At 68.5% G+C, this 21245-nt stretch carries 11 protein-coding genes and 1 pseudogene; 9 read left to right on the plus strand and 3 right to left on the minus strand.

The features are described 5' to 3' along the window. Nucleotides 1–24: 24 nt before the first annotated feature. On the minus strand, nt 25–7134 hold the full coding sequence (locus AB0L56_RS25005) for a polymorphic toxin-type HINT domain-containing protein (RefSeq protein WP_365426632.1): 7110 nt from the start codon (nt 7132–7134) through the stop codon (nt 25–27). A 567-nt stretch (nt 7135–7701) separates the two neighbouring features. Between AB0L56_RS25005 and AB0L56_RS25010 the strand changes: the two genes are divergently transcribed. After that, nucleotides 7702–11172 (plus strand): DNRLRE domain-containing protein, encoded by a 3471-nt coding sequence (locus AB0L56_RS25010; protein WP_365426635.1) that lies wholly within the window; start codon nt 7702–7704, stop codon nt 11170–11172. Nucleotides 11173–11293: 121 nt separating this feature from the next. On the opposite strand, the gene AB0L56_RS25015 is transcribed toward AB0L56_RS25010, so the two are convergent. Both AB0L56_RS25015 and AB0L56_RS25020 read right to left on the minus strand, forming a co-directional pair. Beyond that, a complete protein-coding gene (locus tag AB0L56_RS25015; RefSeq protein WP_365426639.1) occupies nt 11294–11482 on the minus strand; it encodes a DUF397 domain-containing protein in 189 nt (62 codons plus the stop codon). Nucleotides 11483–11493: 11 nt separating this feature from the next. Continuing rightward, entirely contained in the window at nt 11494–12348 is an 855-nt protein-coding gene (locus AB0L56_RS25020) for a helix-turn-helix transcriptional regulator (RefSeq protein ID WP_365426642.1), read from the minus strand. Nucleotides 12349–12399: 51 nt separating this feature from the next. On the opposite strand from AB0L56_RS25020, the gene AB0L56_RS25025 reads away from it, so the two are divergent. From AB0L56_RS25025 to AB0L56_RS25060, 8 genes and pseudogenes are all read left to right on the plus strand, one after another. Then, entirely contained in the window at nt 12400–12861 is a 462-nt protein-coding gene (locus tag AB0L56_RS25025; protein WP_365426708.1) for an ATP-binding protein, read from the plus strand. A gap of 26 nt (nt 12862–12887) precedes the next feature. Next, nucleotides 12888–13556: pseudogene (locus tag AB0L56_RS25030) on the plus strand (hypothetical protein); the annotation flags it as partial. Nucleotides 13557–13792: 236 nt separating this feature from the next. Beyond that, on the plus strand, nt 13793–15151 hold the full coding sequence (locus tag AB0L56_RS25035; RefSeq protein WP_365426645.1) for a nitrate/nitrite transporter: 1359 nt from the start codon (nt 13793–13795) through the stop codon (nt 15149–15151). Between the two features lie 119 nt (nt 15152–15270). After that, complete coding sequence (locus AB0L56_RS25040) at nt 15271–16425, plus strand: uroporphyrinogen-III synthase (protein WP_365426648.1); 1155 nt, start codon at nt 15271–15273, stop codon at nt 16423–16425. A gap of 114 nt (nt 16426–16539) precedes the next feature. After that, entirely contained in the window at nt 16540–17133 is a 594-nt protein-coding gene (locus AB0L56_RS25045; RefSeq protein ID WP_365426651.1) for an ABATE domain-containing protein, read from the plus strand. 292 nt (nt 17134–17425) lie between these two features. Beyond that, nucleotides 17426–18010 (plus strand): sigma-70 family RNA polymerase sigma factor, encoded by a 585-nt coding sequence (locus AB0L56_RS25050; RefSeq protein WP_004930798.1) that lies wholly within the window; start codon nt 17426–17428, stop codon nt 18008–18010. A gap of 74 nt (nt 18011–18084) precedes the next feature. After that, nucleotides 18085–18846 carry a zf-HC2 domain-containing protein gene (locus AB0L56_RS25055; RefSeq protein ID WP_365426654.1) on the plus strand — a complete coding sequence of 254 codons (762 nt, stop codon included), beginning with the start codon at nt 18085–18087 and terminating at the stop codon, nt 18844–18846. A gap of 60 nt (nt 18847–18906) precedes the next feature. Then, complete coding sequence (locus tag AB0L56_RS25060; RefSeq protein ID WP_365426657.1) at nt 18907–21204, plus strand: UvrD-helicase domain-containing protein; 2298 nt, start codon at nt 18907–18909, stop codon at nt 21202–21204. The last annotated feature ends 41 nt before the right edge of the window (nt 21205–21245 follow it).

Here is a 21245-nt window from a genome sequence, read left to right on the forward strand (position 1 = left end):
ACACATCATTATCGGCCTGGAATTTCACGGTACGCAATCGGGGCAATCCCACAGATCCACCTCCACCTTCATCGTGACATTGCTCCCCTTCTTCAGTCCTGGGAGTCTGCTCGTGTTCAGAATTGCCCCACCGTGACCGAGTTCGGCGTATCCAAGCCTCTGGTTGTCAGTCAGGGACGCTCCGCGCCCAGTCTTGACTTCGACCGCCACCCAGTTTCCCGATGGATCTTGGGCAACGAAATCCGCGCGGAAAACATCACCTTGACTATTCTTGAATCGCACCTCTCTTGTGATATTCGCGTAGCCCGACCTCCGAAGCCGGTCCAGTGTGGCATTTTCTCCCAGCGCGCCATGGGGGATCCCGGTGGTGGGACATTCTCCGGCATTGTGAACCAGAACTGGCGTGGCTCCGGCGAGTACATAGTACGTGTGCAGGTCTTCGACTGTGAGGTTGTACGTCCGGGCGTGCTTGGTGTAGGCGCGGTTGCTGAGGACTCGGACCGTGGTGCCGTCGGGGGTTCTGAGGGTCATGCCGGCGGCAAGGCTGCGTGCCTCGACCCAGTCGCCGATCTCAGGAACCCAGAACGGGTGTTCATGTGTAGCGGTGAGCCGTTCGCGCCCGTCAGGTGTTTCGACGGTCAGCTCGTTGAAGTGCTTGTCGTCTTCGGTGACGATTAGACGGGTCACCTTCCGGAGGCGGGTTTCCCCTGTTTCCGGGTCTGTTGCGACGACCTCGTCGCCTACCTTGATCTTTTCGATCTTCTTGGTCTCACCGTCAGCCATGAGGACTTCGGTGCCGGCGAGGAAGCACTTGCACTTTGAGGCGTAATTCTTGAGCCAGTCCTCAATGGCACCCTTGCCCTTCTTCGCAACCGAGTCGGGCACCAGCTTCAAGACCTTGACGAAGGGAAGGTCCGTAGCGATACCGAGGTAGTCCCAGCCGTTCGCCTCTCCGGAGACGACCTTCTTCCACGATTCGACGTCAGGGATGACGAGGGAAGCGATGAATTTGAAACTGTTCTTCTGGGCTTTCGTGTCGTACGGCTTGATGACGGTCCGAGTGCCCAACGGCGGGTGATGGCCGCCGAAGCGATAGACGCTGTGGAGATCACCCACCACGTCGTAGGTGTAAACGGCACCCTCGTATTTCCAGCCGCCGGAACCATTCGGGACCATCCAGTCCCGGTAGAGGTCATTGGGGCCGTCCGAACAACCCCGGTAGCAATCCGTGACCGGCTTCAGGCCGTCGGGGTCGCTGGTGCTGATGGGGCTGTTCTTGGCGTAGGAGTAGCCGTTCATCTGCAACGGGTCCGTGATGTCCAGCAACGGATCCGCGCTGATGAAGCGGCCGTTGGCCTGGTCGTACTCGCGAGCGCCGATGTGCGTCAGTCCGGTGGCGGTGTCGTCGATGCCGACACCCAGGTAGCTGCGCCTGTCGGGCCAGGAGGTCGGCTTGGGGCCGCGGGCCTCGCCGAAGGGCTTGAAGGCCCGCCTGGTCACCGGCTGGTTGGCGGCCATCTGGATGGTGGTGTTGGCGGTACCCAGATGGTCGGCGAGTTGGATGTTGCGGGTGTGGCCGGTGCTGGTGCCATTCGAGGTGCGGACGACTGTGGGGGCGCCGGGGTGGGCGTAGTTGCGGGTCGCCTTCGTGATCTTTCCGGTGGCGTCGGTGGTGAGTTCCCCGCCGGGAAGGTAAAGGGTGGAGCCTTCGCTGGAGTTCTCCAGGAGGCGTTGGCCGTCGGTGTCGTAGGTGTAGTTGACCGTGGTGGCGCCGGTGGTCACGGTGGCCGGCTTGTTCTCGGTGTTCCAGGTGAGGCTCTGGGTGTCGTTGGCGAGGTCGCGCTTGGTGGTGTTGCCGGCCGGGTCGTAGGTGTAGGCGCTGCCGGAGCCTGTGGGGGTTGTGGAGACCCAGGCCAGGGTGTGCGGCTGGGTGGTGACCGGTTGGGTGGCGCCGTTTCCGGCGGTGGTGCCGTAGCCGGAGTGATAGGTGATGTTCTTGGTGGAGTCGGTGACGTTGTGCTCGGTGAGGGTGGAGCGGTTGCCGATCCAGTCGTAGGTGAATGCCTGGCGGTATGCGGTGGCGGAAGTCGCCACCGTGCCGGTGGCCGGGGCGGCTGCGGCGAGCGTGCTTGTCAGCGAGGCGTCCGGGCTGGAAGTGTCACCGGCCGTGTTCGGGGCGTCCGCGACGGGGCCGGACGAGTCGGCGTAGTCGGTTCGGTAGCCGAAGGTGGCACCGTTGGCGGTCTTGCAGCCGTTGCCTGTGCCGGTGGGGGCGATGTTGGACGTCCAGGCGTGGACGAGTTCACCGAGGGCGTCGTAGGTGTAGCACTGCGTGTCCCAGGTGGAGCCCGACGCTTCGCTCAGCTTGCGGGAATTGGATGTGATGGTGCCGGAAGCGTCGTACGAGTAGTAGCTGTCGGTGATGCGGTGCGGTGAGGCGGTCTCGCGGTCGGCGACAGTGCGCTGGAGGCGTCCGGTATGCGGATCGATGAAGTTGGTGGTCCACAGGCGGTAGGGCTGGGAGCCGGAAACGGCGCGGAGGACGTCGCCGAACGGGGAGTAGGTGACGTCCGCGGTGTACCAGCTGGAGCCCGCCGTGGACTCGGGCAGGCCGTCCTCGTTGTACCGGGTGACCACCTTCTCGGAGGAGATTCCGCCCTTTGACGGGTAGGTCACGGAGAAGGGTTTGCCGGTCGGCGTGTAGCCGTAGGTGTAGCTGTAGGTGCCTGAAAGCCCGGTGGTCTTGGTGTTGGCGGGGATGGTGATGTCCCGCCCGGTGGGCTGGTAGTCGGTGGTGTAGCCGATGATCCTTGTGACGTAGTCGCCGTTCGGCGTGTGGCGGGTCGAGGCGACAGGCATGCCGAGGGCGCCGACAGCGTCGAAGGTGAAGGACTTGATCGGGCTGGCCGTGGCTGAACCCTCGCGGACAGCCGTCACTCGTCCGAGCACGTCGTAGGTCGTGTACAGGGACTTGCCGTTGGCGTCCAGGGTGGCGAGGGGACGGTCGGCGCCGTCGTACGCGGTCGTCCTGGTAGTGCCGGTGTCCGGGTCGGTGGCCTCGATTATGCGGCCGCGTGCGTCATGCTTGTACGTCCACTTGTTGCCGGCCGGGTCGGTCACTTCCGAGCGGTTGCCGCGGACGTCGTAGGCGTAGCGGGTCGATCGGGTGGCCGACTGGCCGGCGTCGGTGTACTGCTCGACCTCGGTGACCCGGCCGAGAGCGTCGGTGGTGGTCCACGTTGCCGGGGAGGTGTTGCCCGGGGGGTTCACATGCATCGTGTCCGGCCCGTAGGACGTGAACGTCTCGTGCTCGAACTCACCGTCGTGGTAGGTCGCCTGGCGGATGGTGCGGCCCATGCCGTCGTACTGGGTCTTCAGATAGCTGGGGATGAGCTTGGTCGACTTGGGTTCGAACAGCGTGGTGGTCGGCTGGTCCGCGGCGAGGTAGCCGCTGGTGACGATGCTGGGACGGCCGTGGTCGTCGTACGAGGTGTCGGTGATGATGCGGCCAGGGCCGTGGGCCTCGTTCTGGGTTTGAACTGGACGGAGCAGGCCGTCGTAGATGGTGACCGAGGAGGCGTAACTGCCGTCGTCCCTGATCGTCTTGGTGGTGACGGCAGCAGGGCTGGTCCTGGAGGGGGTTGCGGAGGCCTGCTGGTAGCCGATCTGGACGTCGGGGGTCTGGCTGCCACTGGAGCGCGTCGGGGACCAGCCCTTGACCAGGCGGCCGAGGGCGTCGTACTCGTACCGCGTCACGCGGCCGTTGGGGTCCGTGACGGTGAGGGGGAGGGAGCGGCCGGGGTCGAAAGTGCTCGTGGTGGCGTGCCCGAGAGCGTTGATGGTCTTGAGCCCGGTGAGCGGGCCTCCGGTGTCGGCGGGGGTGTAGACGTTCTCGGTGGTGCCCTGATCCGGTCTGGTGACCTTGCGGACACGGCCGAGCGGATCGTAGGTGGTGGTGGTGACGACGCTGTGTGCGTCGCCCTCGCCGTTGGATTCCGCGACGGTGGTGGGCAGGCCCTTGAGCGGCGTGGCGGCGTGGGCGAGGTTGTCGTAGCTGGTCCGGACCGATTTGAGCAGGTGCGTGGCGTAGTTCGCGCCAACGTAACGGTCGCACGGTACGGCGATCGTCCGGCTCTGGGATATCAGGCCGATCAGATGGGCGTCGGTGTTGTGGACGTAGGTGTTACGGGTGCACTCCTGTTCGGAGAGCGTTTCGCCGCCGGAGCCGTCGGGCTTGACGACGAAGCTTTCGATCTCGGTGGCCAGACCGTAGGTGTCGTCGACGCTGGTGAGGGTGCGCTTGGACTGCCAGCCAGGGTCGAGGGACTGGATGTCGTCGGTGCGCTTGATGCCGACGCGGTGGGCGAGGAGCGGATCCATGGCCGAGCCGTCCTCGGCCTCCCGGGTGCGGGAGGCGGTCTGCTTGGACCAGGGGAAGTTCAGGGTGCGCCGGACCAGGTGCTTGTCGGAGTCCTTGTAGGTGAGGGCCTCGGCCACCTGGCCCGCGTACTGCGGGGCGTCGTCGCTGACCAGGGTGTAGGTGCCGGTGGTGTCCTTGACCTCACCACCGGTTCCGAGGAAGTAGCGCGTCTCGGAATACGACTGCGACTGTGGGTCGTCGTTGCCGGTGTCGCTGGACGTGGTCTTGCTGCCCTTGGTCACTGAGAGCTGGCGGTATCCCCGCCAGTCGCTGTACGTGCGCAGGGCGGGTCGCTGGAACTCGTCGTCGGACTTGGCCCAGGCCGGGCCGGTGTACTTGTACTTGGTGACGATTGGCACACCGTGATTGGTAACCTTGTCGGTCTCCACAACGGAGGCGACGACGTACTTGTTGAACCACACCTTGGCTGGGGTCCGCTCGTCGCCGTCCGGGGACCAGCGGACCGGGAAGCAGGTTCCGTTCGCCTTCTCTTTGTCCTCGGCGGGCGGGGTGGCGCAGCCGCCGGTGTACTCGACCTCGATGTCGGCGCCGGCCTCGGTGGCCACGGTGCCGATCCGGGGGCGGGTGAACGCGGGGCGCTGGTCCTTGGGGCCGGTGCGGACGAGGTTGGGGAGTTGGCGGTCACGCAGGCGGGACTGCAGTGGGGAGGAGGAGCCGACGCGGTATTCGGCGAAACTCACGCCGTCCTGCGACTGGAGGGTGCCGGTGGTGTCTCCGGGGCCGAAGCCGGTGCGGGTGATCGAGTTGAGCCAAAGGCCGGGAGAGGTGTCGTACCAGTCACTGGGAAAGGACTGGTGGAGGGCGTAGACGTCGACCTTGCCGAGGCCGGTCACGCCGGGCCGGGCACCAAGGGTGGTGACGGTGTCCAGGCGCATCTGCGTCCAGAAGGACGGGAAGCCGGGGCAGAGCTTCGACGTCGACTTGCAGTTGAGGTTCCCGGGGGTGTCCCACCAGGGGCGGTAGGCGCCAGGGTCGTCGGTCTTGGCGAAGTTCGCCGCGTCACAGGCGGTGGTGGACTTCAGGCAGCGCTGCTTGACGCCGAAACTGACCTGCGCGGAGGGCTTGGAGAGGTCTCCCGAGCGCATTCCGTAGTCGATAGTGGTGGGGTAGGCGAAGCGCTCGTAGGCTTCCGGGGTCTTGCGCTTGTCCCGGACGGCGTAATAGTTCGTCTCCTGCTTCCAGTTGACGACCATCACGTTGCCGTGGACGTCGGCGACCTTGTCCAGGCCCCAGCGCCAGGCCTGCTGCTTCCCGGCGCCGCAGCGGGAGTCGGCGAAGGCCGTGGCGTGGCAGGGCTCGCCGGGGTGATTACCGAAGACGGGGACCGTGGAGACCGAGTTGGTGTCGGCGTGACCGCCGCCGACCTCGTGACGGCCGAAGGTGTAGACGGTTCCGTCGGTGGTGGTCACCTCCCAGTACTCGCCGTCGTTGTCACCGTTCGCCGCACCGGTCTTGAGGGTGACGCGGCTACCGTCGTCGGAGGCGGGGCGGTAGGTGTTGGTGGTGCCGACGCGAACCAGCTCGGTGCTCCGGCCGGCGAGGGACATCACCGCGTTGTGCGAGACCCAGCACAGGTCGGACGTCTTGTTGGTCTTGGCCGTGTTGTTGGGAGCGCCGGCGTCAAGCGTCTTCCGGTCGTCCTTGCAGCTGCGGTAGCGGCGCTCGATGTGGCCCGGATCGTAGTCCCATCCCTCGCCGATCCAGGAGGCCTGAGGGGACGAGACACCCGTGCGTCCGTCCACGGACTGCGAGTTGTAGGTAAGCGCGATCTTCGGCGTGGGGCCGGCCGGGGCCGCCGGGACAGTCAGCGGGTAGGACCAGACGAAGGCGCCGGAGCTGCCGGCGTGCGACCAGGAGCCGGTCGAGGCAAGCGGGGTCGCTTTGAAGGAACCACCGGGACCGGCTCCGGAATCCACCGCGCCAATCACGGTGGAGTCGCCGCTGCCTTCCGCGGCCAGCAGGCGTGAGCCCGCCGACTGGACGGAGGTGCCCTCGGATTCCGGGGCGGCGATGTCGTCGGCGGCCGGGTCGACGGTCGCGGAGACCGTGTTGGTGTCCGGGTCGTTGACCGTCTCCAGCTCGGTGTACGCCTGGCACTCTTCCACGTCAGGGGTGGTCAGGTAGCAGGCGGGGAACTGGACCAGACGCAGGCGGGAACCCCAGTCGGCGCCGTAGAGGTTCTCGAAGGTGCCGTAGTCCAGTGAGAGTGAGACCGGTACCGCGCCCGTGTCCGGCGGGTGGACGCGGATGACCGCACCGTCCACGCCCTGCGTGGTGACGTCGGTACGGGCATCCACGGTGACACCCCACGTACCAGTGGGGGTGGGCTGCCCCTCGGCCGGGGCGAGCGTGACCGGGACCTGGTCCGGCGCCTGGGGCTCGATGGCGGCGGACAGGCTCCGTGCGGCACCGGACGGGAACGTGACTGTTGTGGTGGACGCGGGAAGTGGAGTGTCGGTGCCGGGTGGCGCCGCCTCCCTGTCCTGCGGAGCATCGATTTTCAGGCTCTCGACGTCCTGGTTGACCGGGGTGCCGTCGGCCGGGACGACTTTGGCGAGCGACTCGAGAAGCAGGGCCTCGCGCCCCGGTTCGTCGACCGGCGGGACCGGCGGCACGGCCGTCGCCACCGTGGGCAGCAGACCGACGAGCACGGCGGCGCCGGCTGCGGCGGCAACAGCTCTGCGCACACGCATGCTTCGGGAAAGGTGAGTTCGACCGAACACGGAGGGTCCCCCCGGACCACTTGGAGCGGGGCCGGAATGGACCTCGCGCAGGACGAAACAGATCGGGCGAATTCTGTGAGGGCACTGTGAAGGAACGCTAGAGGCTCAGACCATTAGTAATCATTGTCACCAGCCGTAACGCCGTAATCACCCACAGAGGGCACCGATTGGGCGCCACTCGCCCGAAGGGCAATGCATTCTGACGTAGGCCCTACTTCATTTGATCGTGCCTGATGCACGATCAAATGCCCCTGTGGCACGAGGGGTTCGTGCTGGTATGAGACCTCTCCCGGCACGGTGGACGCCCACCAACCTCAACGGAGCGACATCCGAGCGAACGGAAATCACCGAGTCTGACTTCATGGCGTGAGAATCCACAGGGTGACGTCAGACAGCTCATGAGTCATCATCAGCTCGCCCTGCCATGCCCGCGCCCCCGTACGGAACGGTCCGCTTCGCCATGGCCGGCCACATCGTTCCGGAGGAGCTCGCACGCGTCGATCCGTGTGCCGGGCATGGGGAAAGGGACCTCTCACGATGCCAACCACTCAGCTCCGCATGCCCGGACGCCGCACCCTGGCAGCCGCCCTCGCCACGGCGGTCGCAGCGACCGGCATCGCTTACGCCGGGTATACGCGCTCCGACGGACAACAGCAAGCCGAGCCGCAGCGGGCGAAGGCGGTCACCGAGAGCGCCGCCTTCGTCCAGGCCGCCCGCACGGGCAAGCAGGTCGAGGTCACCGCAAACCGCACCGAGCGCTCCACCACCTGGGCCCGCCCCGACGGTCAGCTTGCCAAGCGGTTCCACGCCTCGCCGGTCCGAGTCCACAAGGACGGCGAATGGCGCCCGATCAACACGGATCTGCGGCGCAGCGAGGCCGGCTGGGAGACCACGGCCACCAGCGCCCGGATGGTGTTCACCGCAGGTTCAGGCAAAAGGGACCCGGAGCGGGCCTCTCGGGCAGGGGTCCAACGTGTGTCACTGGTGAAGAACGCTCCCGCCGCGGCCGCCGGAGCAAGCGACCTCGTCACGCTCTACGTGGGCGATGCCGGTGAGTACGCCATCCAACTCACCTGGCCGGGGCCGGTTCCCGACCCCATCATCGACGGCTCTCGCGCCCTGTACCCAGAGATCTTCCCCGGCGCCGACCTCGTACTCACGGCGGACAACGACGGCTTCGCCCAGCTCCTCGTCCTGAAGAACCGGGCGGCCGCGGCCAACCCGCTGGTGCAACAGCTCTCGTACGGCATCACCTCCGAAGACCTGACCTTCCGCCTCGACCCGCTATCCGGCGTCCTCACTGCGGAGACCTTTTACGGGAACGAAGTAGCCAGCTCCGGCACCCCGCTCATGTGGGACTCCACCGGCCAGCCCGCCGTCACCGACGGACAGGTCGGAGCCACTGCCCAGCCGGCCGGCTCGGAGAGCCCCGAGCCCAGCAACTCGGTGTCCTGGGAGCCGGAAGCGGTGCCGTCCGAGGAGGCGACGAACGACGCCGAGTCGGACGAGCAGACCGACCGGGAATCCGAGGCCCCGGGCCTGCCGACCCCCACCGACGGCCCTGAGGTCACCCCCTCGGAGACCGCCACCCCCACCGCTCCCGCCGAACCCACCCCGAGCCCGTCGCAGAGCGGACCAGCGGCGACTCTCTCGCTCCCGCTCCTCGACGGGCCGTCACCGGATTCCCTCGGCAATACCGTGGAGTCCGACCTCTCGGGCGACAACTGGGTCATCACCCCGGACCTGGACTTCCTCAACGGTCCGGAGACGACCTACCCGGTCTTCGTCGACCCCTCCGTCACCAAGGACATGGACAACTGGACTACCGCCTATAGCCGGCACCCCAACGCCACGTTCTACAACGGCAAGGGCTTCAACAAGGGCGGCACCCACGAGGCCCGAGTCGGCTTCGAGTCCGACACCTGGGGCACTTCGCGTTCCTTCTTCAACATGGACTTCGACAAGAACCTCAAGGGTGCGAAGATCAGCAGCGCCAAGCTGCGCCTCCTGGAAACGTACTCCTGGTCCTGCAGTGCGCGGTCGATGAGCGTCCACGTCACCGGAGCGATCAGCAAGAAGACCAATTGGAAGAGCGCCCCGAAACTCACCGATGGCAACAAGCTGCAAACTCGCAGCTTCGCTCATGGCTACAAATCCGGCTGTCGCGATGCCTACGAGACCTTCGACGTGAAGAAGGCCGCACAGAACTACGCTGACCTCGGCCGTTCAAAAATCACCTTTGGACTGCGTGCCCGGAACGAGAATTCCCAGCATTCCTGGAAGAAGTTCCAGGCCAACGGCGACAACGGTCCTGCACTCGAACTCGTCTACAACCGTCGCCCTTCGTCCCCCACCAACCTCGATCTGTCCCCCGACGCCAAGTGCACCACCACCGAGCCGTACGTCCGGATGGGTGCGGGCAGCGTCACCTTCACCGCACGGGGGAAGGACAAGGACTCCAACCTCGACTATCTGGACTTCGATCTCTGGCCCACCGGCAGGTGGGGCACTTCCGGCGACATACTCGGCTCCACGGGCAAGGTTTCCACCGGTAGTGACGGCGGCGACGCCCTCCGCTCCACACCCGCCTTCTCCACCAGCAAAATGACCAACGGCACGCTCTACTCCTGGCGGGTTCGCGGCGTCGACGACAAGGGCGCCACCTCCGGCTACTCGCCGGCCAAGACGCCCTGCCGGTTCATCCTGGACACCACCGCACCCAACCGCCCCAAAGTCAGCTCTGCCGACTTCCCCAACGCGGACGGTTCGGAAAACGGCTTCGGAAACGATGCCGAGGACGCCAACTGGTCGAGGCTGAAGTTCGGTACGGCGGGCTCGTTCACCGTCTACGCCGGCTCCACCGACACCGTACGCTTCGAGTACTCCTTCAACGGTTCCAACTACAACTTCTCCAAGAGCCGTACCGCCGGGACGGCCGTCACCACCCCGACGACCATCACCGACGCCAAGCCTCCCACGGCCGGCCCCAACGTCCTCTACATCCGTGCTGTCGACTCGGCAGGCAACCCCTCTGACCCGGCCCTCTACTTCTTTTACGTCAGCCCGCGTGACGAAGCCGACAGCGCCGGCGACTTCACGGGCGACGACCTGGCCGATCTCATGGTCGTGACTGCCGGGGGCAATCTCGCTCTCTACCCGTCCCAGGCCACACCCGACCTCGCCCGCGCCAGCGGTGACCTCGACTACTCCATGTCCGGCGCCTACCGCGCCAATCCCGCCAAGGACCCGGGCTCCGAGGACGGGCTTCCACCGTTCGTCGCAGCACCCTCCGGCCACTTCCAGGACTCCCTGATCACACACAACGGTGACATCTACGGAGGTGACGGCCTCCAGGACCTCGTCGTCAGGGTCGGCGGGAAGCTGTGGGTCTACCCGGGCGACGGCTACGGTGCCGTGAACATCGACAAACGCCGGGAGATCATCCTTCCGGTCGGCGCCCCTTCACCTGCGTCCATGGACCAGATCATGGCAGCGGGCGACATCACCGGTGACGGGAGGACCGACTTCCTCGCCCGAGCCGGCACAGAGCTTTGGGCACTGGTCGGATATCACGGGGCCACCGTGAGCAGCGCGACCCGGCTGACGGCAACCCTCTGGGACCAGCGGGACATCGTCACCGTAGGGGACGTGTCCGGCGACGGAATCGCCGACATGATCTACCGGACCGACCCGCACGCCTCCCTCCGTCTCCGCAAGGGCATCGCCAACGCCTCCGGCAACGGCGTCGACCTGAACTCGCTGACTTCCGGGGCCAACTCCGCCGGTGGCGTGGACATCACGTACGGCGCAAGCGGCTGGTCCCGTGCCTCCATCCCGCACATCATCGGCACTCCCGACGTCACAGGCGACTCCGTCCCCGACATCTGGACTGTTCGCGCAGACGGCTCGGTCCGCGTGTACGCCGGGAAAACCGACGTACTCACCGGCTCAGGAACAGAGATCATCACGGCTCGCTCCTACTGGAAGAACCGCGTCGCCATTGGGTGACCTGCCGACCCGGAGCGCCCGGACCGCTTCCTTGAGAAGGCGGGTCCGGGCGTACCTCCGGCAGGCTTATACCCGGAGAATTTCTGCAGCGGTCCCCGGATGGCTCGGCAAAGCGCTGGCGTCAATCGGGGCTGTAGCAGATCTTGACGTGCGTGAGGAAGGCGGCCCACGTGGTCGGGGAGAAGTCGAGCCGGGGGCCGGGTGTTGTCTTGGAGTCGCGTACGAGGACGGCCGCCGGGTCGGTGGCTATTTCCACGCAGTTTGAACTGTCGCCGCTGTGGGACGACTTGCGCCAGCGGATGGTGGGCACGGCGTTCCTTCTCAGGCTTCTCGGATGAGGTTGTGGATGAAGTCGCGGGACTCGGTGGGCGCGAGTGCGCAGGACGTCATGTGGTTCAGTACGGCTCGGTACTTGGCCAACTGTGCCTCCGCGTCCAGGAAACCGCAGCCCCCGTGGTGCGTGTCGAGTTGGACCGTGTCGAGCTGCGGTACAGGGCCCGAAAGGTAGTCGAAGGACTGGCCGGTGCTCGGGAAATAGGCCGTGCCGAACGGGATGACCCGGATGGTGACGTTGGGCATCTCGCCCATGTGGAGCAGGTGCGTGAGCTGGCCGTGGGACACGGAAGGTCCGCCGAAACCCATGCGGAGGGCCGACTCGTGAATGATCGCCGAGTAGGACGGCGGATCCTCGCGGTGCAGGATGCCCTGCCGCTTGATGCGGTACGTGAGACGGTGCTCGATCTCGTACTGATGCATGGGTGGCACCACGGTTCGGAAGAGGGCGCGGGCGTGATCGGTGGTCTGGAGCAGCGCCGGAATGTGGATCACCAGAGCGACGCGTAGTGCGTGTGTGTGGTGTTCCAGCTCCGCCAGATCGACCAGTGCGGCAGGCAGGTGTTCGCGGTACTCCTCCCACCAGCCCCGGCGCCGGCGTCCGGTCATGCTGGCCAGTGCGTCGACCAAAGCCTTGTCGGAGCAGTCGTAGGCGGACGCCATCCCGCGTACAAGGTCGGCGCTCACAGGGCTGCGACCGGTCTCGATCATGCTCACGCGTCCTTGGTTGACGCCCAAGTGCTCGGCGGCCTCGGTCACCGTGAACCCTGCCTTTTCGTGGAGTTTGCGCAGCTCGGCGCCCAGTCTCCGTTGCCGCAGCGTCGGATTGTTCGTGGGCGGCAAAGCGTGTCCTTCCTGGCCGTGAGGCGGCTCTCATGTCCCTCACACGAGCTAATCGAAGATGAACCTCCCGTATTTGGCGCCCTTCGCCTCCCTCATGACCCCCGCGCCGTACGCGTCGCACGCATGACGGTGCGGGCGGCGCTCGACGGGCACGGCATGCAGGACACCGTCGACGTCGTGGAGTTGCTGACGTCGGAGTTGGTCACCAATGCCTACCTGCACACCAAGGGGCCTGCTTCTCTGCGGCTCACCGGGTTGAGCGACGGTCGGCTGCGGGTCGGGGTGTGGGACAGCGACCCGTATGTTCCCGCCCCCTTCAGCGGGTCCGGCGTGGAGTCCGTTCCGCTCGCTCCGCCCGACGCCGAAACCGGGCGCGGGCTACGTCTTGTGCGGGAGCACGCCGACTCCTGGGGCGGCTGGGCCTTCGGCGACGGCACGTCGGGGCGCGGGGCGGGGAAGCTGCTCTGGTTCGAAGTGGGACGGCGTGCGATACTGCCCCAGTTGCGGAAGTGAAGGGTGTGTCCAGGGGGCGAGGGCGCATGAGCAAGCGGCAGACGCGGAAGATGCTGCGGCTGATGGCGAGCGGGGAGCCGGTCGAGCTCGTCAGCCCGATGGCATCCGTGAAGAAGCTCGCCCGACTCGCCTTCATCGCCCAGCAGTTCGGCTACGAGTACGCCGACGTACGGCAGGGCGGCGGGAACAACAGTCAGCTCAAGATGGTGATCGTGCCGGACCCCGGCCCGCAGGCGCGGGCCCGGGCCGCGCAGAACTGGGCACAGTACCCGAACGCCGGCGACGGGGTGTCCCTGCCGCCCCTCGTGCCGGACGCCGTCGAACTCCTCAAGGCCCGCATCAACTTCGATCTCACCGGCAAGAGCGCAGAGAAGCGGATGGGCTACGGGGCGGCCCTTGGTGTCTCCATCGGCTGCGTGATCCTGGCCTACCGGCTCGGGGGCACGTCCGCGGACTTCTTGATCTCGGGTGGGATCTGGCTCGCCCTCATGGCGGTCTTCGGCATCGGTCTCGTCGTCAACCGCAAGCGCAATGCGAAGTTCGCGGCCCGGTTGCTGGCGGCCGGGTTCGCCCCTGTGACGGACGAGACCGGCCGGGTGCGCTATCTGCCTCCGGGGGGACAGATGCCGGGGCACGGCAACCCCTTCGGCGGCGGCCCGTACGGCGCTCCCGTTCCCGGCTACGGGCACCAGCCCCAGCACTTCCAGCATCAGCCGATGCCGTACGCCCCGCCCCCGCAGCCCCCGCGCCGCTGAACCTCACCGCACCGCCCCCGACCGGCGCCGGACACCTCTCACCCCGCGCCCGCCAGGGGTGAGAGCAACGTTCCCTGCCGGTCACTGTGCGGCACAGTCCGGAAACGCTGTCTCCCTACCTTCGGGACCATCCCCGCGCGGCACCGTCCGCGCCCCCGGAGAGCAGTGGAGGCCTCATGACAGCCCGCAGTGGCCGCTGGATCCAGCAGTGGGATCCGGAGGACGAGACCTTCTGGAACCGGACCGGAGAACCGATCGCCCGCCGCAATCTCGTCTTCTCCGTGCTGTCCGAGCACATCGGGTTCTCCGTGTGGACCATGTGGTCGGTGCTGGTGCTCTTCATGGGCCCGGAGTACGGGCTTACCCCGGCCGACAAGTTCCTGCTGACGTCGATGGTCACGCTCGTGGGCGCCGTGGTCCGGGTCCCGTACACCTTCGCCGTCGCCGTCTTCGGCGGACGGAACTGGACGGTGATCAGTGCCGCGCTGCTGCTCGTGCCCACCGTCGCAGCGTTCGCCGTGATGGAGCCGGGCACGTCCTTCTCCACCTTCCTCCTCGTCGGCCTGCTGGCCGGCATCGGCGGCGGCAACTTCGCCTCCTCGATGACCAACATCAACGCCTTCTTCCCGATGCGGAAGAAGGGATGGGCGCTCGGACTGAACGCCGGCGGCGGCAACATCGGCGTCCCGGTGATCCAGCTCGCCGCCCTCGCGATCATCGGCGCGAGCGGCGGACCGCGGGTGCTGCTCGGCCTCTACATTCCGCTGATCGTCGTGGCCGCCGTGCTCGCGGCACGCCACATGGACAACCTGGCCACGGTGAAGAACGACACCGGCGCCGCCAAGGACGCCGCGCGCGACCCGCACACCTGGATCATGTCGTTCCTCTACATCGGCACCTTCGGCTCGTTCATCGGCTACAGCTTCGCCTTCGGGATGGTGCTCCAGACCCAGTTCGGCCGTACGCCGCTCCAGGCCGCGTACGTCACCTTCATCGGCCCGCTGCTCGGTTCCCTGATCCGCCCGGTGGGCGGCAGGCTCGCCGACCGGTACGGCGGCGCGCGGATCACCCTGTGGAACTTCGTCGCCATGGGTGCGGCGACCTCCGTGCTGGTCGTCGCCTCCATGCGGGCGTCGCTGACGCTGTTCACCGTCGCCTTCGTCGTCCTGTTCGTGCTCACCGGCCTCGGCAACGGGTCGACGTACAAGATGATCCCCGGCATCTTCCACGCGAAGGCGCTGGCACGCGGACTGGAGGGCGAGGAGGCGGCCGCGTACGGGCGGCGGCTGTCCGGGGCGGCCATGGGGCTGATCGGCGCGGTGGGGGCGCTCGGCGGAGTGGGCATCAACCTGGCCTTCCGCCAGTCCTTCCTCTCCTACGGCTCGGGCACCGGCGCGTTCGTCGCGTTCCTCGCCTGTTATGCGGTCTGCTTCGGGGTCACCTGGGCGGTATACCTTCGCCGCCCCGCGGCCCGCCCGGGTGACACCAGCCCGGCCACGGAGGCGAAGTCGCAGCTCAGCTACGCCCAGGTATGACGTAACACTGGTGACATGAAGCCGAACCGAGCCTGTCACGGACCGTTGACAGGCTCGGCCGCATGGAGGTGGAGCCGCACCTCCATGCGGTACGCCGACTCGAGCCCGGGACGAGAGCCATGTACGACGAACAAGAGCAGCCACCGGAGCACGGTCCACTCGCCGGGTTCACCGTGGGAGTGACCGCGGCGCGCCGCGCCGACGAACTGGGCACACTGCTGGAACGGCGCGGCGCCGCCGTGCTGCACGCCCCTGCCCTGCGGATCGTGCCGCTCGCCGACGACAGCGAACTGCTGGCCGCCACCAAGGACATCATCGGGCAGGCCCCCGATATCGCGGTCGCCACCACGGCCATCGGCTTCCGCGGCTGGGTGGAGGCCGCCGACGGCTGGGGACTGGGCGAGGACCTGCTGGCGCGGCTGCGCGGGGTGCGGATCCTGGCGCGCGGGCCGAAGGTGAAGGGCGCGATTCGGGCCGCCGGGCTGACGGAGGAGTGGTCGCCGGCGTCGGAGTCGATGGCGGAGGTGCTGGACCGGCTCCTGGAGGAGGGCGTCGACGGACTGCGGATCGCCGTACAGCTGCACGGTGAACCGCTGCCCGGGTTCGTGGAGTCGCTGCGGGCCGGGGGAGCGGAGGTGGTGGGCGTGCCGGTCTACCGGTGGCTGCCGCCGGAGGACCTCGGCCCGGTCGACCGCCTCGTCGACGCGGCCGTCGCTCGCACCCTGGACGCGGTGACCTTCACCAGCGCGCCCGCCGCCGTGTCCCTGCTGTCCCGCGCGGAGGACCGCGGGCTGCTCGACGACCTGCTCGCCGCCCTCGACCACGACGTGCTGACCGCCTGCGTCGGTCCGGTCACCGCGCTGCCGTTGCAGGCCCGCGGCATCACCACCGTGCAGCCCGAACGCTTCCGGCTAGGCCCGCTGGTCCAGCTGCTCTGCCGGGAACTGCCCGCCCGGGCCCGCGCGTTGCCCGTCGCCGGGCACCGGATGGAGATCCGGGGGCACGCGGTCCTGGTGGACGGCGTGCTCAAACCCGTGCCGCCGGCCGGGATGTCCCTGCTGCGGGCGCTGTCCCGGCAGCCCGGCTGGGTCGTCTCCCGCGCGGAGCTGCTGCGTGCCCTGCCGGGCGCGGGCCGCGACGAGCACGCGGTGGAGACGGCGATGGCCCGCCTGCGGTCCGCCCTCGGCACACCGAAGCTGATCCAGACGGTCGTCAAACGCGGCTACCGCCTCGCCCTGGACCCGGCGGCGGACTCGAAGTACGGCGAGGGCTGACGTTGGCCGGAGGGGTTCCGGGCGCCGGTGCGGGCGGGCACTGTGGGAGGGGAACGGTTTCCCGGATCGCTCACCGGTCCCGCGCGCGGGGCCACGCTAGGCGGTGGCAGGAACATGGCACTGGGTACGGTCACGGCGTCCTACGAGCTGAGGTTCGACACCGGGCGGGTCTGCCTGGATCTGCTCGCGACCACCCATCCCGAGGAACGGCTCGACTCCGTCGCGGTGCTGCGGGCCTGGATCACCGGCTCCGGTCTCGTGCCCGAGGGCACCGCGCTGACCCACGCGGACACCTCCTGGCTGGTGGCGTTCCGTGAACTGCGCGGCCGGATCGGCCCCTTGGTGCGCGGCCGTCCGGCGCCCGGCGTCCGCTCGTACGATCTGGCGCTCGCCCGGGTGAACGAGCTCGCCCGCGCGGCGCCCCCGGCCCCCCGCGCGGTGCACGGCGAGGACGGCTCGCTGGTGCGCCGGCTCGACGGGCCGCCCGGCCGGGCCGCGCTGCTCGCGGCGGTCGCGCGGGACACGGTGGACCTGCTGACCGACCCGGTCGCCCGCGCGAGCCTGCGCCAGTGCGACGGCGACAACTGCCCCATCGTGTACGTCGACACCTCCCGCGGGCGCAGGCGGCGCTGGTGCTCCAGCGAGGTGTGCGGCAACCGCGAACGCGTGGCCCGCCACCGCCGCCGCGCGGCCCTCACCCGCGCCTGAGGGACTGTCCGACTCAACCGCCTTGCGCGCTATGCGACTTCTGCGCGCCGCCCGGCAGAAAGTTTCCGAAGTGACGTCGGTTACACCCCCGTTCGCCCTCCGCGCGGTGCAAAAAGACCGGTCGTCGTTGCCGCTGTGTCGGAAATGTAAACAAGTGGCGGGGGGAATGTGGGCTCATGTCCCGGTCGTCGTGTCCGCCCGCAGAAAACTGTGACCTCGCGTTGAACACCCAACCCCCGCCGTCCGTACCGGTTGTCGAGCGACCGACTGGGGGATCCCCCGGACACCGGAGGTGGGCGTGCGCAAGGATGCGGCCGTGGCCAATGAACGTGGAGCGAGGGCCCGACATCGCATGTCCTCACAGCCCTCGGAACCAGACGAGGAGCTGATGCGTGCGCTGTATCGCGAGCACGCCGGGCCTCTGCTGGCCTACGTCCTGCGCCTGGTCGCCGGAGACCGGCAGCGCGCCGAGGACGTCGTGCAGGAGACGCTCATCCGTGCCTGGAAGAACGCCGGTCAGCTCAATCGGGCGACCGGTTCGGTACGCCCCTGGCTGGTGACGGTCGCCCGGCGCATCGTCATCGACGGCCACCGCAGCCGGCAGGCCCGGCCGCAGGAGGTCGATCCGTCGCCGCTGGAGGTCATCCCCGCGGAGGACGAGATCGACAAGGCGCTGTGGCTGATGACGCTGTCGGACGCGCTCGACGACCTGACCCCGGCCCACCGGGAGGTCCTCGTCGAGACGTACTTCAAGGGGCGTACCGTCAATGAGGCGGCACAGACCCTGGGGATACCGAGCGGCACAGTCCGCTCCCGGGTCTTCTACGCCCTGCGGTCGATGAAGCTGGCTCTGGAGGAGCGGGGGGTGACGGCGTGATGAGTGTGTACGGGGGAAACCAGGGATTCGGCACGGGCGGTAGGGGTATGTCTGGTGCCATGGAGGGATCACCGGTGCCGAACGAGCACGAGACCGTCGGTGCCTACGCCCTCGGCATCCTCGACGACGCCGAGGCGTCCGCCTTCGAGGCGCACCTCGCGACCTGCGAGTGGTGCGGCCAGCAGCTCGACGAGCTCGCCGGCATGGAACCGATGCTGGCCGCGCTCGCGGACCTTCCCGGCACCGGGACGCCCTCGCTGGGCGAGTCGCTGTCCGCCAAGCCTTCACCGCGTGTGGTGGAGAAGCTGGTCGACGAGGTCGCCGAACGCCGCGCGCGCAAGCGCCGCCGCAACTTCTACATGGTGGCCGCCGCCGGCGCGCTCATCGTCAGCGGTCCGTTCGTGGCCGTGGCGGCGAGCGGCGGGGGCGGCGAAGGGGGCGGCGGCAGCGGCGCCAACCGGACGCTCGCGGCCAACCCCGCGAAGGAGGCGTTCGACCAGAGCTCCGAGAAGATCATGGCGACCGACCCCGGAACCCAGGTGACCGCGACCGTGGCCCTGGAGAAGAAGCTCTGGGGCACCGAGATCGTCACGGAGCTGAAGAACGTCAAGGGCGACCAGAAGTGCTCGCTGATCGCCGTCGGCAAGAACGGCGAACGCGAGACGGTGAACTCCTGGTCCGTGCCCGGCGAGGGCTACGGCCTGCCCGACGCCAAGTCGGACAAGGCCAAGCAGCCCCTGTACGTCCAGGGCGGCGCCGCCTTCGCGCCCGACGACATCGATCACTTCGAGGTCATGAACTTCGACGGCGATCTCCTCGTCCAGGTCGACGCGTAGCCTCACGGGGTCCCCTTCGCGTAAGGTTGACGGCTGCCCAGCACGTCAGAAGGGGGCCCGGTGGCCGCTCAGGCTCAACAGGAATCCGCGGCCGAACCGGTTCACGACTCCGTTCGGGACCGTGAGATCCGAGTCGAACAGGAACACCTGGACCGGGTGTACCAGCGCCTCGACGAGAAGATCCACGAGGCGGAGTTCCTCATGCGCGACGCCGCCCGGCACGGCCACGTCGGCACGCCCGGCGCCCTCGCCGAGCGGGACGCGCAGGTCTTCCGGGCCGGCGTCCACCTCAACCGGCTGAACAACGAGTACGAGGACTTCCTCTTCGGCCGGATCGACCTGCTGCGGGGGAAGGACGGCAAGAAGGGACCCGACGGCGCGTACACCGCCGTGGAGCCCGCCGAGGGGGCCATCCGCCCCGACAACACCGCCGACATCGCCGAGACCCTGCACATCGGCCGGATCGGCGTCCTCGACGAGGACTACACCCCGCTGGTCATCGACTGGCGGGCCCCCGCGGCCGCCCCCTTCTACCGGTCCACCCCGGTCGACCCGGGCCGCGTGGTGCGGCGCCGCGTCATCCGCTCCAAGGGCCGCCGGGTGCAGAGCGTCGAGGACGACCTGATGCGTCCCGAGCTGACCGCCTACCTCGACGGACACGAGCTGCCGGTGATCGGCGACGGCGCCCTGATGGCCGCGCTGGGCCAGGCCCGTACGCACACCATGCGGGACATCGTCGCGTCCATCCAGGCCGAGCAGGACCTGGTGATCCGCGCCCCCGCCGCCTCCGTGACCTATGTCGAGGGCGGCCCCGGCACCGGCAAGACCGCCGTCGCCCTGCACCGCGCGGCCTACCTCCTCTACCAGGACCGGCGCCGGTACGCCGGAGGCATCCTGATCGTCTCGCCCACGCCGCTGCTCGTCGCCTACACCGAGGGCGTGCTGCCCTCCCTCGGCGAGGAGGGCCAGGTCGCCGTCCGCGCCATCGGCTCCCTGGTCGACGGCGCCGAGGCCACGCTGTACGACTCCCCGTCGGTGGCCCGTATCAAGGGCTCGTACCGCATGCTCAAGGTGCTGCGGAAGGCCGCGCGCGGAGCACTGGAGCTGAACGATTCACCTGAGCGGCTGAGGGTCGTCGCGTTCGGCCGGCGGCTGGAACTGGAGGCCGCGGAACTGGCGGACATCCGCCGCACCGCCCTCGGCGGCACCGCCCCGGTCAACCTGCTGCGCCCCCGCGCCCGCAAGCTGCTCCTCGACGCCCTGTGGGAGCGCTCCGGCGCCGGGAACCGGCACACCGACCCGGAGCTGGCCGCCGAGCTGCGCGCCTCCTTCGACGAGGACATCACCTCGGAGGACGACTTCATCGACTTCCTCGACGCCTGGTGGCCGGAGCTGACCCCGGCCGCCGTCCTCGACGCCATGGCGGACGAGAAGCGCCTGGGCCGCTGGGCCCGCCGCGTCCTCAACCCGGGCGAGGTCCGCAAGGTCGCCCGCTCGCTGAAGCGGGACGGCCGCTCCGTGCACGACATCGCCCTGCTCGACGAGCTCCAGGCCATCCTCGGCACCCCGGCCCGCCCCCGCAAGAAGCGCGAGCTCGACCCGCTGGACCAGCTAACCGGCCTGGAAGAGCTGATGCCGGTGCGCGAGGAGACCCAGCGGGAGCGGGCCGAGCGGCTCGCCCAGGAGCGCGTCGAGTACGCGCACGTCATCGTCGACGAGGCGCAGGACCTCACGCCGATGCAGTGGCGCATGGTCGGCCGCCGGGGCCGGCACGCCACCTGGACGGTCGTCGGCGACCCGGCCCAGTCCTCCTGGTCCGACCCGGACGAGGCCGCCCAGGCCCGCGACGAGGCCCTCGGCACCCGCCCGCGCCGCCGTTTCGAGCTCACCGTGAACTACCGCAACCCCGCGGAGATCGCCGAGCTGGCGTCCAAGGTGCTCGCCCTCGCCATGCCCGGCTCCGCGGCCCCCAAGGCGGTGCGCTCCACCGGTGTCGTGCCGCGCTTCGCCGTCGCCGGGGATGCGCTGGGCGACACCGTCCGCGCCGAGGCCGCCCGGCTGCTGGAGCGCGTGGACGGCACCGTCGGCGTCGTCGTCGCCATGCAGCGCCGCGAGGAGGCCCGGCGCTGGCTCGAGGGGCTCGGCGACCGGGTGGTGGCGCTCGGCAGCCTGGAGGCCAAGGGCCTCGAGTACGACGCGACGGTCGTCGTCTCCCCGGCGGAGATCGCCGACGAGTCCCCGGCCGGGCTGCGCGTGCTGTACGTGGCCCTCACCCGGGCCACGCAGCAGCTCACGGTGGTCTCGGCGGACCGCGACGAACCGGACGCGGCCGGGGTGCCCGATCTGCTGAGGGACTGAAGGGACAGGGCATCTGAAAAAGCGCCTGTGCCACGGGAATG

This window comes from Streptomyces sp. NPDC052079 (genome assembly GCF_040680275.1).
Taxonomy (GTDB): domain Bacteria; phylum Actinomycetota; class Actinomycetes; order Streptomycetales; family Streptomycetaceae; genus Streptomyces.

Bases quoted from the DNA above. Each gene is read 5' to 3' on its own strand.
- AB0L56_RS25005 (WP_365426632.1), bottom strand. From the start codon at position 7,134: ATGCGTGTGCGCAGAGCTGTTGCCGCCGCAGCCGGCGCCGCCGTGCTC.
- AB0L56_RS25045 (WP_365426651.1), top strand. From the start codon at position 16,540: ATGGCACTGGGTACGGTCACGGCGTCCTACGAGCTGAGGTTCGACACC.
- AB0L56_RS25010 (WP_365426635.1), top strand. From the start codon at position 7,702: ATGCCAACCACTCAGCTCCGCATGCCCGGACGCCGCACCCTGGCAGCC.
- AB0L56_RS25040 (WP_365426648.1), top strand. From the start codon at position 15,271: ATGTACGACGAACAAGAGCAGCCACCGGAGCACGGTCCACTCGCCGGG.
- AB0L56_RS25035 (WP_365426645.1), top strand. From the start codon at position 13,793: ATGACAGCCCGCAGTGGCCGCTGGATCCAGCAGTGGGATCCGGAGGAC.